Source organism: Chengkuizengella sediminis (assembly GCF_010078385.1).
Classification (GTDB): domain Bacteria; phylum Bacillota; class Bacilli; order Paenibacillales; family KCTC-33759; genus Chengkuizengella; species Chengkuizengella sediminis.
Window position 1 is genome coordinate 12,183 of sequence record NZ_SIJC01000018.1, and the last position, 17,062, is coordinate 29,244.

The window sequence follows — 17,062 nt, forward strand, 5'->3', positions numbered from 1 at the left end:
CTTAATTTTCTCAAATCAGACAATTAATCTCATCTACAGAGAATTGAGTTGTGCAAAAAGATTTTGATTGAAATGTTATTTTTTGTTGTTGTACCAACTGATTTAACCAAAACTTTAGCTCATCAATTGAAGTGAGTTTTTCTGCCAAATGATGGTTTAAGAAAAATTGACAATTCTCTTCCTCATGACCAGGGATAGGATTATAAAATATCATGGGCAATTGTTTTACTAAACCTTCTGTACAGGTGATTCCACCTGGTTTTGTGATTAATAGATCTGAAACATCCATTAACTCATCAATTGCCTTAGTAAAACCAAGAATATGGATATTAGGGTGCTGAAATTTAGAGTTTGAAATGATCTTTTTTCGTGCCTTTTCATTATTTCCCATACAGATGATGAATTGAATTTTGTCCTTCCAAAATAATAAATATTCCATTAACTCATTGTATTTCATCATTCCCCAACCCCCACCCATAATGAGCACAGTAGGTATAGGTTGAAGTCCGAACTTGTCCCTTATTTTTAACTTTTCATTTGTCTTCCAAAATTTAGAGTGTATTGGAATGCCGGAGATCATAATTTTTTCTTCAGGCACATTTTTTTTAATTAATTGTCTTTTTATTTCTTCAGTAGGTATTAAATATTTATCTGTCTCCGGTGTTATCCAAGCCCCGTGAATAACATAATCAGTAACGACTGTATATAAAGGTACTTGGAGTCCTAATCTTTTTAATCTGGCAATTACGGCATTTGGAAAAGGATGAGTACAAAGGATGGTATCAGGTTGAAAATGATCAATAAATGAGTATGTTCTAGCGTAAAAAATGCGATGGAGAATCATTTGAGTGAAACGATTCAGTGAATTTTCATATTGCGATTTATACAATTTTTCATATATTTTCGGTTGTACATCTAATGTTTTTCGATATACATTAAAGAAATGAGGCGCTAAATTTGGATGTAGAAATTTTAATAATTCAATTACCTTTGTATGAATAAATTGATTTTTTAGTCCTTCTGATATAGCATATGCGGCTTGTGTATGACCTGTACCGAATCCTTCTGATAAAATGAGTATATTTTTTTGTTGCAAAACAGAGCTCACCCACTTCTGATCGTTTTTGAAATCAAATTTCAATATTATTTTTTTGATATCCTTTTTTGATGTATATCAATAATGATGATTAAATTTAATTTTCCCCGATCGGCGGACAGAAATTCAAAAAAAAATTCCCATTTGAAACTGAAAACTTAATTTTGTTTTTATTATCCTAAGAAGCTAGTCACGGAAATACCCGTTAATGTACCAATGATTAAACCAGCAAAAACATCAGATGGGTAATGCAGACCTAAATATATTCTGGATAATGCAACAACAAAACCTAATGGCAGCAATAGGATGCTCATTACAGGTATGCTAATGACAAATGGTATAATGATTGAAAAAATAGCAGTGGTATGACCTGATGGAAAAGAATGATCCTTTAATGGATTTTTATAAGTGATTACGTGTTTAATAACCAAATAAGGTCTTAGTCTTTTGTATGTTTTTTTAATTACAGCTACTGGAATATGACTTAAACTTAATGATACTAAACTCATGAAAGCAGCATGTTTCCATGGTGCAGATGCAAAAATTGACAATGCTAAAGTTATGCATATAGTAAATAAAGCCCCGCCTAAATGAGTGATGTTAGTCATAATAATATCTAAAATTTTATTTTTTAGTCTAACATTTATAAAGAAAAATATTTGATTTTCAATCATTTTCAATCGATATAACATACTTCGTCCCCACCTTTTAAACAAACGTCTGAAAAGAAAGTGTTGTATGGGTAATTTTAAAGGAATTCTGTTGATTTTTCCACTTTTAATTTATGACATATGTTAGACTCTCTTTAGAATACTATAGAAAGGTAAAAAGAATATAAAATATATATGGAATTTGTATAAAATGAATTTAAATTTAAGATATCTTAAATTTTTAATATGCATAGTGAAAAAAAGTATGGATTAGTTATGTATAAACAAATTGACATTATCAATTTCATGTGGTATCTTTTTATAGTTAGAACAAATCAACAAGCAGAAGCGCCCGCTTCTCACCTGACTAACAATTTGTTAGCTGGTTCAAACGATAAATCTTATCTCTTCGGAGATGAAATAAATGATGTGGGCGAATGAATCTGCTCACATTTTTTTTGTTTTAAATTTTTAGCGGAGGTGACACGTTATTAAAGAACATATCATTAACGAATCTATAAGAGCTAGAGAGGTTCGTTTAATTGGAGCCGAGGGAGACCAGCTTGGAATCAAACCCATTAAAGAAGCGTTGCGTTTAGCATATGATGCAAATTTAGATCTAGTTGCTGTTGCTCCAACAGCAAAACCACCAGTCTGTCGTATCATAGATTACGGTAAATATCGCTATGAAGCACAGAAAAAAGAAAAAGAAGCACGTAAGAATCAAAAAATCGTGGACATTAAAGAAGTGCGTTTCAGCTCTAAAATCGAAGAACATGATTACCAAACTAAGCTGCGTAATGTAATCAAATTCCTTAAGGCAGAAGATAAGGTGAAGTGTTCGATTCGTTTTCGGGGTCGTGAGATTACACATGCTGACATTGGTAAAAAAGTACTTGATAGAGTAATCGAAGACGTTAAAGAGTATGCCGAAATTGAGCGTAGACCTAGACTTGATGGTCGAAGCATGATTATGGTACTTGCTCCGATAACAAAAAAATAGATGTCCAAAGCTGATTCAGGAAATATACTTTAATTCTTAGGAGGATACAATTATGCCTAAAATGAAAACTCACAGCAGTTTAAAAGGTCGTTTTAAAGTTACAGGCACTGGTAAAATTAAAAGACATAAACGTGGTAAAAACCACTTGTTATCTAAAAAGTCAGGAAGACAGAAAAACTTAATGAAAACTCAACCAATCATGGCTAAAGGTGACGTTAAACGTTTAGCTCAACAATTATCAAATCTTAAATAATAGTGAACATAGGAGGTAGAAAAAGATGGCAAGAGTAAAAGGTGGATTTGTTGCACGTCGTCGTCGTAAAAAAGTATTAAAACTTGCTAAAGGTTACTTTGGCTCTAAACATAGAATTTATAAAACAGCGAATGAACAGGTTATGAAGTCATTGCTTTATGCATATCGTGACCGTCGTCAGCGCAAGCGTGATTTCCGTAAATTATGGATTGTACGTATTAATGCTGCAGCTCGTACTAACGGATTAAGCTATAGCAAGTTAATGCATGGATTAAAGCTTGCAGGTGTAGATATTAACCGTAAAATGTTAGCAGACCTTGCAGTAAATGATTCACAAGGTTTCACTAACCTTGCAAATGTAGCAAAAGAAAAAATTAACGCCTAAGTTTTTTTATAACATAAGAATGTATAAATTTAAAAATTCTATATTTCAAGAAAATCACCTTAAATAAGGACTCCAAGAGGTCCTCGATAGGTGATTTTCTTATATTTAATGATATTTAATGAAAATATGTTGACTTCAACTCAAGTAGTATATATAATAGTTAAAAATCATTACCCAATCACATATGGAACATCGGCTATGAAAAGGATAAAGGAATAGGGGCACTGTGAACAGAGAGCAAAGGATTTGCTGAAACCTTTGCCATAATCCCTTATTTACGAGCTCGCCTTGGAGCTGTTTGCCTGAAAGGTCTAACCTAGTAGGGGAAATCGGTAGGCATACGTTATTATGCTGTAAGTGACAGCTATTTCTTAATAGTTACTTTCTGAGGTTATATATTGTGAAGTATGTAACAAAGTTGGGTGGTACCACGTAAGGAAAATCCTTTCGTCCCATTTTTTGCTTTAGTAGAGCAGTGGGGTGAAAGGATTTTTTGGTATTTAAAAATAGTTAGATCTTATTTTTTTGAGAGGAGGATGTAAGATGAGCACCCAAACGTTAAAAGCTACAAATAAAGAACTTTATACTAAGTTAATGCAACCGGATGTAATTACAGGATCAGAGATTTTGCTTCGTTCACTACTTTTAGAAGGTGTTGATTGCGTCTTTGGTTATCCAGGTGGAGCCGTTTTATACATTTATGATGCAATTCATGGGAACCCCGATTTTAATCACTTATTAACAAGGCACGAACAAGGAGCTATTCATGCTGCTGATGGGTATGCACGTTCAACTGGAGAGGTTGGTGTATGTATAGCCACTTCTGGTCCAGGAGCTACAAATCTTGTAACAGGTATCGCAACAGCCTATATGGATTCAGTACCACTTGTAGTTATCACTGGAAACGTAATGAGCACAGCCATTGGTACAGATGCCTTTCAGGAAGCTGATATCACGGGAATCACCATGCCTATCACGAAACATAGTTATTTAGTTCGTGATGTTAAGGATATATCCAAAACAGTTCATGAAGCTTTCCACATTGCTTCAACAGGTAGAAAAGGCCCCGTTCTTATTGATATTCCTAAAGATATATCTGCACATAAAACAGCGTTTACTTATGATAATAAAATTAGTATCCGTGGGTATAACCCAACGGTATTACCTAATAAACTTCAAGTAGAACGTTTATTAAAGGCAATTGATGAAGCGAAAAAACCAGTGATTCTTGCAGGGGGCGGAGTTGTATATGCAGGAGCACAAGAAGAATTATTAGAATTTGTAAACAAAACGAATATTCCTACGATTACAACTTTACTTGGAATCGGGGGCTTTCCTAGCTCGAATGATTTATGGTTAGGCATGCCAGGCATGCATGGAACTTATACCGCAAATAAAGCAATTCAAAATTGTGATTTGTTAATAGGAATCGGTGCAAGGTTTGATGATCGTGTAACGATGAAGGTGGAAGGATTTGCACCAAATGCAAAAATAGCACACATTGATGTTGATCCTGCTGAAGTAGGAAAAGTTGTTGAAACAGCAATTCCTTGTGTAGGTGATGTGAAAAAAGTTCTAGAACTTGCAAATCAAAAAGCAAAATCAGCACAATCGGAAGCATGGATAGAAGAATTACAGAAGATGAAAAAAGAATTCCCACTTAAATATAAAGATGATAACAAACATCTTAAACCACAATATGTCATTGAAATGATTCACGAAACAACAAAGGGTGAAGCCATCGTTACAACAGATGTAGGACAGCATCAAATGTGGTCGGCACAGTACTACAGGTTTAATCATCCTCGTTCTTGGATAACATCCGGTGGATTAGGTACGATGGGTTTTGGTTTTCCTGCGGCAATCGGTGCACAAATGGGAAATCCAGATCGACTCGTAGTATCCATCAACGGTGATGGTGGAATGCAAATGTGTTCACAAGAATTAGCGATTTGTGCTATTCACAATATCCCTGTAAAAATTGTTGTCATTAACAATCAAGTCTTAGGCATGGTGCGTCAATGGCAAGAGATTATTTATGACAATCGTTATAGTCATATTGACTTATCTGGAAGTCCAGATTTTGTGAAATTAGCTGAAGCATATGGAGTAAAAGGGCTAAGAGCAACGAATAAAGAGGAAGCCCAAAAAGCTTGGCAGGAAGCTTTAGATACACCAGGTCCAGTATTAATTGATTTTGTAGTTGAAAAACATGAAAATGTGTATCCAATGGTAAAACAAGGAAGCACAATTGATGAAATGTTAATGGGGGATTCGTAATATGAATACGACTAAACATACCATTTCAATACTTGTAAACAACCAACCTGGGGTATTGCAACGAGTAGCAAGTTTATTCGGTCGAAGAGGTTTTAACATTGAAAGTATTACGGTTGGGAAGTCTGAGGAGGAAGGTCTTTCCAGAATGATTATCGTAACAACTGGCGATGATCATAAATTAGAACAAATCTCCAAACAACTGTATAAAGTAATTGATGTAATCAAGGTGATAGACATAAGTGCGAATCCAATGGTTGAACGTGAGTTGGCTTTAATAAAAGTGAACGCTGAACCATCCATACGTCCAGAGATCATTGGTGTTGTGGAAACTTTTAGAGCAACAATCGTAGATATTGGTCCAAAGAGCATCATGGTTCAGGTCGTTGGAGATTCTGAAAAAGTGAAAGCTATGGTGGAATTATTAAAACCATATGGTGTTATTCAATTAACTCGTACAGGTGTTGCGGCAATGATAAGAGGAGTTTAAGTTTACTTATAAGATTTAAACATGGGAGACTCTTTTGAGTGGGTATAGATAGTCTAATAAGGTTTCACTTTTTTGGGTATATACTACCCACTCAAGGGACATATAAAAGGAGGAATTATTCAATGGCAGTTACAATGTATTATGAAAACGACGCAGATTTAAACGTATTATCAGGAAAAACAATCGCAGTAATCGGATATGGAAGTCAAGGGCATGCACAAGCTCAAAATCTAAGAGATAGTGGTATTAATGTTATCATCGGTTTACGTAAAGGTCGTTCTTGGGATCAAGCAACTAACGACGGATTTCAAGTCTTTACAGTGGACGAAGCAACTAAAAAAGCAGATATTATTCAAATTTTAATGCCAGATGAAACACAAGGAACAGTATACAGAGAAATGATCGCACCAAACTTGAAAAAAGGTTCAGCAATCATGTTTTCACACGGTTTTAACATAAACTTCGGACAAATCGTACCCCCTTCAGATGTAGACGTATTTATGATTGCACCAAAATCACCTGGACATTTAGTACGTCGTACTTATGTAGAAGGATTTGGTGTTCCTGGGTTGATCGCAGTTGAACAAGATTCAACTGGAAAAGCAAAAGAGCTTGGTTTGGCTTATGCAAAAGGCATAGGATGTACACGAGCTGGAGTGATTGAAACAACGATCCGAGAAGAAACAGAAACGGACTTATTCGGTGAGCAAGCTGTATTATGTGGTGGTGTAAGTGCGCTTGTAAAAGCTGGCTTTGAAACACTAACTGAAGCAGGTTACCAACCTGAAGTTGCCTATTTCGAATGTTTACATGAATTAAAACTAATCGTTGATTTAATGTACGAAGGCGGATTAGAGAGAATGCGTTATTCTGTCAGTGATACTGCTGAGTATGGAGATTATGTAACAGGTCCTCGTATCGTTACAGAAGAAACGAAAAAAGAAATGAAGAGAGTATTGGAAGATATCCAACAAGGGAAATTTGCTCGTGACTTTATTTTAGAAAACCAATCTAATCGTGCATTTTTTACAGCAACTCGTCGTCAAGAATCAGAGCATCCGATTGAAGAAGTAGGTTCAAAATTACGTGAAATGATGCATTGGATTAAAAAATAAACAAAACAGGAAGTTTTGATGTCGACGTTGCCACATGGACGTGGCTGGTTTTAGTCGAGGAACATTGACCTTAAGTTGGTGGAACGAATAAGAGCAAACACTGAAAACCCTATTAGGAGGTGGATTTGGGATGAGAAAGATATATGTGTTTGATACAACGTTGAGAGATGGTGAACAATCTCCAGGAGTAAACTTAAATACCCAAGAAAAGGTGGAAATTGCCTTACAATTAGAAAGGCTTGGAGTTGATCGTATTGAGGCAGGTTTCCCTGCAGCATCGCCAGGTGATTTGAAAAGTGTAAGTGAAGTAGCTGAGGCTGTAAAAAATTCATCTATAATTGGACTTTCTCGCTCCCGTGAGCAAGATATTGAAGCAGCGAGGGAAGCATTACAAAAAGCAGAGGATCCTTGTTTGCATTTATTTCTTGCAACCTCTCCTATACATCGTAAATATAAGTTACGTATGGAAAAACAACAAGTACTTGAAACAGCAGAAGCGGCCATTCGATATGCAAAAAAATATTTTAATAAAATTGAATTTTCGCCTGAGGATGCAGCTCGAACCGAATTGGATTTCTTATGTGAAGTGACAGAAATGGCAGTTCGAGCTGGTGCAACTGTAGTGAATATTCCAGATACCGTAGGTTTTATGACACCTGATGAATTTGGCAATATATTTAAAACTTTAAGAGAAAACGTTCCTGGAATTGAAAAAATTCAATTAAGTGCACACTGCCATGATGATTTGGGGATGGCTACAGCGAATGCCCTAGCAGCCATACGTAATGGAGCAGATCAAATTGAAGGAACAATGAACGGTATAGGTGAGCGTGCAGGAAATACTTCGATTGAAGAAGTAGCAATGGCGTTAGAAACTAGAAAAGACTTTTATGAAGCAACTACCTCTTTAAAATTGACTGAAATCTATCGTACAAGTCGTTTAGTGAGTAAATTGACTGGAATGGCTGTACCGGGTAATAAAGCAATTGTAGGTGCGAATGCTTTTGCCCATGAATCTGGCATTCATCAAGATGGTATGTTGAAAGAAAAAACAACCTATGAAATTATGTCTCCAGAAACGATCGGTTTAAAAGAAAGTAAATTAGTACTAGGGAAGCTTTCAGGTCGACATGCATTTAGTGAAAAGCTAGTAGATATGGGTTATGATGACCTAAATGAAGAGCAGATTAAAGATGCTTTTATAAAGTTTAAAAACCTTGCAGATAAGAAGAAAAACGTAAGTGATGAAGATATTCGAGCAATGTTGGAAGAGAAGCTTGTCAGCACACCTGAATTTTTCACACTTGAACGAATTGATTTATCATACGGAAATCAATCGATTCCAAGGGCTACGATTCGAATCAAAACAAATGAAGATGCAATCGCTGAAGAAACGCAAGAAGGAAACGGTTCTGTTGATGCTATCTATAACGCGATTGACAAAGCAACACAAGAAGATGTTACTTTAGAGGATTATGCTATTAAATCCGTTACACATGGTAAGGATGCATTAGGGGAAGTGCACGTTGTATTGAAACAAGGAGACATTGCAGTAACAGGGCGTGGTGTTAGCACAGATATTCTTGATGCAAGTGCACGTGCTTACATCGATGCAGTGAATCGAATCATTGACAAAAAAACCTCTGGTATTGTGAATAAGAGAGGGAATATTACTTTAATATAAAATACCCACAAAAGTGAAGAGAATTCCAAGAAGGAGTATCCGAATACTTTTGCGGGGCCCTTAACTAAAAGATAGTTTTAAAAAAATAAATAACCTGCCACATCCTATGTTAGGCAGGATATTTTTTTGATAAGGAGAGATAACATGTCTGATGTAAAAAAAATCGCAGTCATTGCTGGAGATGGTATTGGTCCAGAGGTCGTGGCTGAAGCGGAGAAAGTCCTTAAAAAAACTGAAGAACTTTTTGGTTATCAATTTGAAACAGATCACGGGTTATTTGGTGGTATTGCCATAGATGAGAAGGGTACACCTCTACCACAAGAGACATTGGAAATGTGTAGAAACTCAGATGCAGTATTGTTAGGCGCTGTTGGTGGTCCGAAATGGGATAATAATTCAAAGGAATTACGACCCGAAACTGGATTATTAGGAATTAGAAAAGAACTAGGCTTATTTTCAAATATAAGACCTGCTGTTGTATTTGATTGTTTAAAGGAAGCTTCTACTTTAAAACCAGAAGTATTAGATGGCACGGATTTAATCGTAGTTCGTGAATTAACAGGAGGCATCTATTTCGGGGAAAAATTTAGACGTGAAACTGAGTTTGGTGAAGAAGCGGTAGATACATGTGCTTATAATGTCATGGAAGTTGAACGAATTGTAAGACAAGCTTTTGAGATTGCACGTACTAGAAGTAAGAAATTAGCGTCAGTAGATAAAGCGAATGTGTTGGAAAGTTCTCGTTTATGGAGAGAAACGGTGAATCGTCTTGCTACTGAATATCCTGATGTTGAGCTTGAGCATGTGTTAGTAGATAACTGTGCGATGCAATTATTACGTAGACCTTCCAGTTTTGATGTCATTGTAACAGAAAATATGTTTGGAGATATTTTAAGTGATGAGGCTGCTATGCTTACTGGATCTATCGGTATGTTATCCTCTGCATCGTTAGGTGAAGGAAGTTTTGGATTATATGAACCAGTACATGGTTCTGCACCAGATATTGCAGGACAGGGAAAAGCAAATCCTATCGCTACGATTCTTTCCGTTGCATTGATGTTTAAATTATCATTTGGATATCAAAAAGCTGGAGATTTGATTGAAAAAGCAGTAAAGGATGTACTGGATGCTGGACATCGTACAGGAGATATATCTTCTGATCAAACGAGTGCGTTAAGTACTTCTGAAATGGGAGATCTAATAATAGCTGCAATGAAATAAATAGAATATATATCCAAAAGTTTATTAATTAGAATAATTATTAAAAAAAAATGACTATAGTTATTGACTTTGGTTTTGTGGAGTGATAACATTTTTAATGTGAATACATCACTTAGTAAAAATGATGGTATAACCATTAAAACATTACATAAATTTGTTTTTTTGGTGCCTTCATTTAACTTAAAATATTATATTTTCTAGGAGGGGCTTTAAAAATGGCAGAACGTTTAGTAGGAAAACCAGCACCAGATTTTACAATGGAAACAGCACTAGGTAATGGGGAAGATTTCAGTTCAGTATCTCTTTCTGATTATAAGGGGAAATGGTTAGTATTATTTTTCTACCCACTAGATTTCACATTTGTTTGTCCGACAGAAATTACAGCTTTAAGTGAAGCAAGTGGTATTTTTGAAGATCTTGACACTGAAATTTTAGGTGTAAGTACGGATAGCAAATTCTCTCACCGTGCATGGATTAATACTCCAGTAGATGAAAATGGATTAGGACAATTAAACTTCCCATTAGCAGCTGACTTAACTAAATCTGTAGCTCGTGATTATGGAGTTTTAATTGAAGAAGAAGGTATTGCACTTCGTGGATTATTCATTATTGATCCTGATGGAGAAATGAAATATCAAGTTGTAAACCACAACGACGTAGGTAGAAGTGTTGATGAAACAGTTCGTATTTTACAAGCTCTTCAATCTGGTGGTTTATGTCCAGCAAACTGGAAACCAGGGGAAAAACAATTAACAGCTAAGTAATATATTTACATTAATAACCCCTCTATCTGCATCCGTAGGTAAGAGGGGTTTCTTCTTTTTAAGTATAGTTAAGCATAGTATAAGGTTAATTATGATAAAATAAGCTGAGAGGTGAAAGATAATGCCAATGCGTTTGCGTACAGAGCTACCTAATTTTAAAGGTGTGACAGAATGGGTGAATGGAGAATTATCTAAAGATACTTTAAGAGGCAAACCTGTATTAATCCATTTTTGGGCTGTTAGCTGTCATATGTGTAAGGAAAGTTTATCACAAATTAATGAATGGCGTGAGAAATATGAGGCAAAATATAACTTAACAGTAATAGGGGTTCATATGCCTCGATCCGAAAAGGATACGAATATTAATACTGCTAAGGAAAACATTCAAAAATATGGATTAAAACATCCAGTCATGATAGACAATCAGCATGCCATTACTGATAAGTTCCAAAATGAACATGTCCCTGCTTATTATTTGTTTGATGGAAATCATAAGCTTCGTCATTTTCAAGCAGGTGAAAAAGGTTTGAAAATGGTTGAACAGCGTATTAATAGAATTCTTTCCCCAATAAAATAAGTAAACAAGAGAAAAGACGAGTTTTTTTATAGTTTTTTCTCTTGTTTTTTCAAAATAAACCGACAACATCTTAGAAATTTCTTGCTTATTTGATTTTACATTAAAAATAAAATAAAATTCTAATAAAATAGCTACGGATGGAAATTACGGAGGGAAATATTAAAGTGGAACATACTACTGAATTAACTTCTTTAATGATCGTTGTCACAATTGCTTTTCTCGTTCCTATTCTGCTTCATCGGTTACATTTAAAAATGATACCCGTTGTTGTTGCAGAAATTATTGCTGGTTTAATAATAGGTAAGAGTGGATTAAATTTGATTCATGAGGATCAATGGCTCGAATTATTATCATTATTTGGTTTTATATACTTATTATTTTTAAGTGGATTGGAAATCGATTTTGCTTCCTTTAAGAAGAAAAAAACAGTCGAAGATAATAAAGCAAACCCCCTATTATTATCTTTAATTATACTGGTGGGTGTATTTGTCGTATCCTATGGTTTGTCCTATACGTTATTATGGATGAATTTGATAGAAGATCCATTGTTAATGACCTTAATCATTGCAACAATATCATTAGGTGTTGTGGTTCCAGTCCTTAAAGAGAAGAAAATAACAGACACTCCACTCGGTCAAATTATTTTACTCGTTGCGGTTTTATCAGATTTTGCTACGATGATTTTACTCGCTGTTTACATAAGTTATCAGTCCGAAAATATAACACAAATGTTATTGTTGTTAGTCTTTTTCGCGCTAGTTGTATTTACATATTTATTCTTAAAGAACTTTGTAAAGGGCAAGCTCTTTGATGTGTTAAGAAAAAGTACAGCTCAAATGGGAACAAGGGCCGTTTTTGCTTTGATTTTATTATTTGTTGTATTATCTGAAACATTTGAAATTGAAAATATATTAGGTGCCTTTTTAGCTGGAGTTGTAGTTTCTTTATTAGCACCAGACAAAAAGTTTGTTCATCAACTGGAGTCATTTGGTTATGGTTTTCTGATACCCATCTTTTTCGTCATGTTAGGAGTAAATCTAAACTTATGGGATTTATTTACTGATGTTAAAATTTTAATACTCATGCCGATGTTATTGGCAGCCATTTTCCTATCAAAAATGATTCCTGTTTTGATTTTGAAAAGATACTTTCCATGGCGTCAAGTATTAAGTTCAGGGATATTATTATCATCAACATTAAGCCTAGTGATTGCGGCTGCAGCTTTAGCATTACAAATTGGGGCGATTGATGAGACAATGCATGGGGCACTCATTTTAGTAGCTGTAATCAGCTGTTTAGTTGCACCTATTTTATTTAATCAATTGTTTCCAACTATCACCAAAAAACCTAAGGTCATTTCCATTGTAGGTGCAAATCATGTAACATTACCGATTTCTCAGGATCTAATAAAAGAAGGATACGAAGTAAATCTGTACAGTATAGAATCGAAAAATGATGAGTCAAAGGAAGAAACGTATAGTCGATTTCCACTTGTTGAAATTCCACATTTAGATGTTAAATCATTAGAAGAACAGGATGCATTTAAAACGGATATTATCGTATTTGCTTCTATGGATGATGAAATCAATTTAGAATTAGCTAGATATGCCAAAACACTGGAAATTAGCAACATTATCGTTCGGATTGAAAATCCTGATTTATTTAAAAATGTTCAACATGAAGAAGGTTTATCTTTATTTTCAACTTTATACGCATCCAGAACATTATTAAAAGCATTGGTTGAACACCCAAGTGCGGTAAGATTAATTACTCATCATGATGGTTCTATTGGTGAAGTAACGATGAATAATCAAACCTATCATGATGAATATTTACACAACTTACCTCTTCTAGGGAATATGTTGATTTTACGAATCTATCGTGGTGATTCATTTATTATTCCACACGGAAATACACAGATTGAATTAGGGGATCGTTTACTTGTCAGTGGTGATGTAGAGAGTATTCTGGAAATGAAACTTGTATTAGAGTAAATTTAAAATTGGATATTATTAATGAATGAAAAACCTCTTTAAGTGGAGGTTTTTTTCTTCATGAACAATATGAATAAAATAAGCAAAATAGTTTTATCTTTTAATATTCACAAAATATTCACTTTTAAAATGTAATCACTTAAACTGTTATTTGTAAGCGATTACAATAAGAGGGGATGGATTTTAATGAAAAATAGAAAAATTTGGTTTACGTTATTATTCTCATTTATTCTTGTTTTTGCAGCAGCTTGTGGAGGCGGAGGAGAATCAGCTGAACCGGAAACTCCAGCAGAAGAACCTGCAACTACTGAAGATCCAAAAGCTGAAGGATGGGAGCCAAGTGAAACGATTGAAGTGGTTGCACCAGGAGGAGCTGGTGGTGGCTGGGATACAACAGCAAGAACTGTTGCTCAGGTTTTGACTGAAGAAGAGCTTGTTAGTGAAAGTATGCCAGTTGTAAACAAATCAGGTAGTGGTGGTGCGATCGGTTGGTCTTATGTAGATGGCAAACAAGGAGATAACCATACGTTATTTGTCACTTCATCTCCAATTTTATTAGTTCCTTTAAATGGAGGGTCTGAATTAGGGCATCAGGATTTTGAACCTATTGCTGGCGTGATTGCTGATTTTGGAGCATTTGTAACGAATGTGGATTCTCCATATCAGAACATTAATGATGTGATGGATGCGCTTAAATCAGATCCTAGTTCTATTACAATAGCTGGTGATTCTTCCCCAGGTAGTATGGATCATATTCAATTTATTAAAGCAGCAAAAGCAGCAGGTGTAGATATTACGACTATTGATTACTTACCGGCTGGAGACATTGGTGGTATGACACTTGTGCTTGGTGGAGATGTGGATGTTTATTCTACAGGACTTGCTGAAGCAGCAGAACAAGCAAAAGCAGGAAATGTAAGAGTATTAGCGATTACTTCTCCTGAACCATTAGAAGGAGAGGGAATCTCAGATTTTCAAACTTTAAAACAACAGGGAATTGAAGATGAATTCATTAACTGGCGTGGATTTATGGCTCCAAAAGGGATGGATCCAGAAGCTGTGGAATATTATGAAAGTGCAATTAAGTCTATGTATGAAACAGCGTTATGGAAAGAAAGAAGAGATAACTTTGGATGGAAAGATAACTTTATGACAAGTGATGAGTTCGGATCATTCTTAGATGAACAATACGCTGTATACGAAGAACTTATGGCAGAATTAGGATTATAAAAGAATCAGTAAGATAAGAGTTAAATAAGAAGGATGGCTTGTCCATCCTTCTTAAGATTATAAAACTAGAATCAAGTTAAATCCAGAATAAAGCTTCAAGTTTTACTTACTTTGTGGGTTATTTTAATACGAGTGGAAGGTGATGAATATGCTAAACTCCATGAATCGTAAAGTGTCCATCGTGATATTTTTACTTTCAACTTTATATTTATTTTATAGCTATCAAATAGAACCTTCTCCTTTTGCAAAAATTGATGCGGATATCATGCCAAAAGGTTTAGGATATCTGTTATTGATATTATCTGTTTTATTATTTATTGAAAATAAAGAGGAAACAGAACAAGAGAAGGCTAAGAGAAGCTTAACAAAACAAGAAGTAGGACTATTGTTACTAATTGTTTTATTTGTACTTGGATATATATTATTGCTTGAAATTATTGGTTTTATCATTATGACCATTCTTTTTTTAACTGCTACTTCAAGGTTGTTAGGTTATACAAAGTGGATTAGAATGCTCATCATTTTTGTTATATTTACCCTCGTCATTTATTTTTCCTTTAATGAATTACTAGGATTATCTTTACCATCAGGAATATTACCATTTTAAAAAGAGGAGGGGAACGTAATGGAAGTGATTGATAATATATTAAACGGTTTTGCAGTAGCATTAAGTTGGCAAAATATTTTCTTCGTATTCATTGGTGTTTTATCTGGAACAGTGATTGGAATGCTTCCTGGACTAGGACCCATTTCAGCAATTGCCATTATGATCCCATTAAGTTATGGAATGGAGCCGGCGTCGGCTTTAATATTAATGGCTGGTGTTTATTATGGTGCTATATTTGGCGGCTCTACTTCATCTATACTTTTGAATGCACCAGGAGTATCAGGGACAGTCGCTACCTCATTTGATGGGTATCCTTTAGCAAAACAAGGAAAAGCGGGGAAAGCACTAGCTATTGCAGCGATCTCATCTTTTGGAGGCGGTACAATTAGTGTTTTTGCATTAATGTTGGTAGCACCGATGATGGCGAGTTTTGCCACTCAATTTGGACCGACAGAATATTTTGCGTTAATGTTTTTAGGGTTATCTGCCATTTCAAGTTTGTCGGAAGGATCAACAATCAAAGCATTAATTTCAGCAGTGATAGGTTTAATGATTGCGTCAGTAGGTAGAGATTTATTAACAGGTACTGCACGATTTACATTTGGATCTGTAAACTTATTAGATGGTATTGACTTTTTAGTGATCGCGTTGGGGTTATTTGCTCTAGCTGAAGTCACGAATTTAGTATTAACGAGGAATAAAGAAAATAAGAGTAAGGAATCAGAGGTTGGAAGTTTAAGAATTACAAAACAAGAAGCAAAGGAGATCTCAGGCCCGATTGCGAGACACTCTATATTAGGTTTCATCATAGGTGTACTCCCTGGCGCAGGTGCTACGATTTCTTCGTTTTTATCTTATATTACAGAAAAGCGTATTTCTAAAAATCCAGAATCTTTTGGAAAAGGGAATATTAAAGGATTAGCAGCACCTGAAGCTTCAAATAATGCGGCAACAAGTGGAGCCTTTGTTCCATTGTTAACGTTGGGGATTCCTGGGTCAGGTACAACCGCTGTTTTATTAGGGGCGTTACTTGTCGCTGGAGTTACACCAGGACCTCTATTAATGCAAGAAGAACCTAATGTATTTTGGGGTGTGATTGCAAGTATGTATCTTGGAAACATCTTTTTATTGATTTTAAACTTACCGTTAATTCCATTGATTGCAAAAATTTTATACATTCCAAAACGTCTTTTAATTTCCTTAGTTATCATTTTCTGTTTAATTGGGGTATATGGTATTAGTTTTAATACGTTTGATTTATATTTATTATTGGGATTTGGTGTATTAGGTTATGTGATGCGATTATTATCCTTTCCAGCTGCACCACTTATCTTAGCTTTTATTTTAGGTGGTATGATGGAAACGTCTTTCCGTCAAGCATTAATCATTTCAAAAGGTGATTATCTGACCTTTGTACAAAGCCCAGTCTCAGCTGTTTTAATTGCTGTATCCGTTTTATCACTTCTATTGCCAATATTTAAAAGTAAAATGAAAAAAAGTTAGAATTAAAGCTGTTGTAAAGATAACATGAATTACTTACAAATTACCTAGAGTTTAAATTTAAATTTCAACTTTATCTAGTAAAATTGTCCCTACTTTAAGTATGTAGTGCTAAAGTAGGTTTTTTTGTATTTAATGGAAAATATAGAGTTATATTGTTATAATTAAGTAAAGTTAACAATGTTTAGTTGTTTTATAGCATTTCGTGATGCATCT

Annotated in this window: 16 protein-coding genes and 2 other annotated features; of the genes, 14 read left to right on the forward strand and 2 right to left on the reverse strand. The window is 34.8% G+C overall.

What is annotated here, in order from left to right; translation table 11 throughout:
- Positions 1-10: 10 nt before the first annotated feature.
- Positions 11-1,096: an MGDG synthase family glycosyltransferase gene (locus tag EPK97_RS20395; RefSeq protein ID WP_162038475.1), complete on the reverse strand. Its 1,086-nt coding sequence runs from the start codon at positions 1,094-1,096 to the stop codon at positions 11-13.
- Between the two features lie 173 nt (positions 1,097-1,269).
- Complete coding sequence (locus EPK97_RS20400) at positions 1,270-1,788, reverse strand: phosphatase PAP2 family protein (protein WP_162038476.1); 519 nt, start codon at positions 1,786-1,788, stop codon at positions 1,270-1,272.
- Between the two features lie 292 nt (positions 1,789-2,080).
- Positions 2,081-2,211 (forward strand) — a sequence feature (ribosomal protein L20 leader region).
- Between the two features lie 37 nt (positions 2,212-2,248).
- Here EPK97_RS20400 and infC point away from each other — a divergent pair.
- The 14 genes from infC to EPK97_RS20470 all read left to right on the forward strand — a co-directional run bounded on the left by infC (position 2,249) and on the right by EPK97_RS20470 (position 16,849).
- A complete protein-coding gene (gene infC / locus EPK97_RS20405) occupies positions 2,249-2,749 on the forward strand; it encodes a translation initiation factor IF-3 (protein ID WP_162038509.1) in 501 nt (166 codons plus the stop codon).
- Positions 2,750-2,801: 52 nt separating this feature from the next.
- The gene (rpmI, locus tag EPK97_RS20410) at positions 2,802-3,002 is read left to right on the forward strand and encodes a 50S ribosomal protein L35 (protein ID WP_162038477.1); all 201 of its coding nucleotides are present in this window, start codon (positions 2,802-2,804) and stop codon (positions 3,000-3,002) included.
- Positions 3,003-3,027: 25 nt separating this feature from the next.
- Complete coding sequence (gene rplT / locus EPK97_RS20415) at positions 3,028-3,387, forward strand: 50S ribosomal protein L20 (RefSeq protein ID WP_162038478.1); 360 nt, start codon at positions 3,028-3,030, stop codon at positions 3,385-3,387.
- 189 nt (positions 3,388-3,576) lie between these two features.
- Positions 3,577-3,845, forward strand: a binding site (T-box leader).
- 85 nt (positions 3,846-3,930) lie between these two features.
- On the forward strand, positions 3,931-5,667 hold the full coding sequence (gene ilvB / locus EPK97_RS20420) for a biosynthetic-type acetolactate synthase large subunit (protein WP_162038479.1): 1,737 nt from the start codon (positions 3,931-3,933) through the stop codon (positions 5,665-5,667).
- A 1-nt stretch (position 5,668) separates the two neighbouring features.
- Entirely contained in the window at positions 5,669-6,154 is a 486-nt protein-coding gene (gene ilvN, locus EPK97_RS20425) for an acetolactate synthase small subunit (protein WP_162038480.1), read from the forward strand.
- Positions 6,155-6,276: 122 nt separating this feature from the next.
- On the forward strand, positions 6,277-7,269 hold the full coding sequence (gene ilvC / locus EPK97_RS20430; protein ID WP_162038481.1) for a ketol-acid reductoisomerase: 993 nt from the start codon (positions 6,277-6,279) through the stop codon (positions 7,267-7,269).
- A gap of 130 nt (positions 7,270-7,399) precedes the next feature.
- The gene (locus EPK97_RS20435; protein ID WP_162038482.1) at positions 7,400-8,953 is read left to right on the forward strand and encodes a 2-isopropylmalate synthase; all 1,554 of its coding nucleotides are present in this window, start codon (positions 7,400-7,402) and stop codon (positions 8,951-8,953) included.
- 144 nt (positions 8,954-9,097) lie between these two features.
- A complete protein-coding gene (leuB, locus tag EPK97_RS20440) occupies positions 9,098-10,174 on the forward strand; it encodes a 3-isopropylmalate dehydrogenase (RefSeq protein WP_162038483.1) in 1,077 nt (358 codons plus the stop codon).
- Positions 10,175-10,389: 215 nt separating this feature from the next.
- Positions 10,390-10,938, forward strand: coding sequence for a peroxiredoxin (locus tag EPK97_RS20445; RefSeq protein ID WP_162038484.1), 549 nt, complete (start codon positions 10,390-10,392; stop codon positions 10,936-10,938).
- Positions 10,939-11,065: 127 nt separating this feature from the next.
- Positions 11,066-11,515 (forward strand): TlpA family protein disulfide reductase, encoded by a 450-nt coding sequence (locus EPK97_RS20450; protein ID WP_162038510.1) that lies wholly within the window; start codon positions 11,066-11,068, stop codon positions 11,513-11,515.
- Positions 11,516-11,679: 164 nt separating this feature from the next.
- Positions 11,680-13,509 (forward strand): cation:proton antiporter domain-containing protein, encoded by a 1,830-nt coding sequence (locus tag EPK97_RS20455; RefSeq protein ID WP_162038485.1) that lies wholly within the window; start codon positions 11,680-11,682, stop codon positions 13,507-13,509.
- 186 nt (positions 13,510-13,695) lie between these two features.
- Positions 13,696-14,739 (forward strand): tripartite tricarboxylate transporter substrate binding protein, encoded by a 1,044-nt coding sequence (locus EPK97_RS20460; protein ID WP_162038486.1) that lies wholly within the window; start codon positions 13,696-13,698, stop codon positions 14,737-14,739.
- Between the two features lie 148 nt (positions 14,740-14,887).
- Positions 14,888-15,346, forward strand: a complete 459-nt coding sequence (locus EPK97_RS20465) for a tripartite tricarboxylate transporter TctB family protein (protein ID WP_162038487.1) — start codon at positions 14,888-14,890, stop codon at positions 15,344-15,346.
- Positions 15,347-15,364: 18 nt separating this feature from the next.
- Positions 15,365-16,849 carry a tripartite tricarboxylate transporter permease gene (locus tag EPK97_RS20470; RefSeq protein ID WP_162038488.1) on the forward strand — a complete coding sequence of 495 codons (1,485 nt, stop codon included), beginning with the start codon at positions 15,365-15,367 and terminating at the stop codon, positions 16,847-16,849.
- The last annotated feature ends 213 nt before the right edge of the window (positions 16,850-17,062 follow it).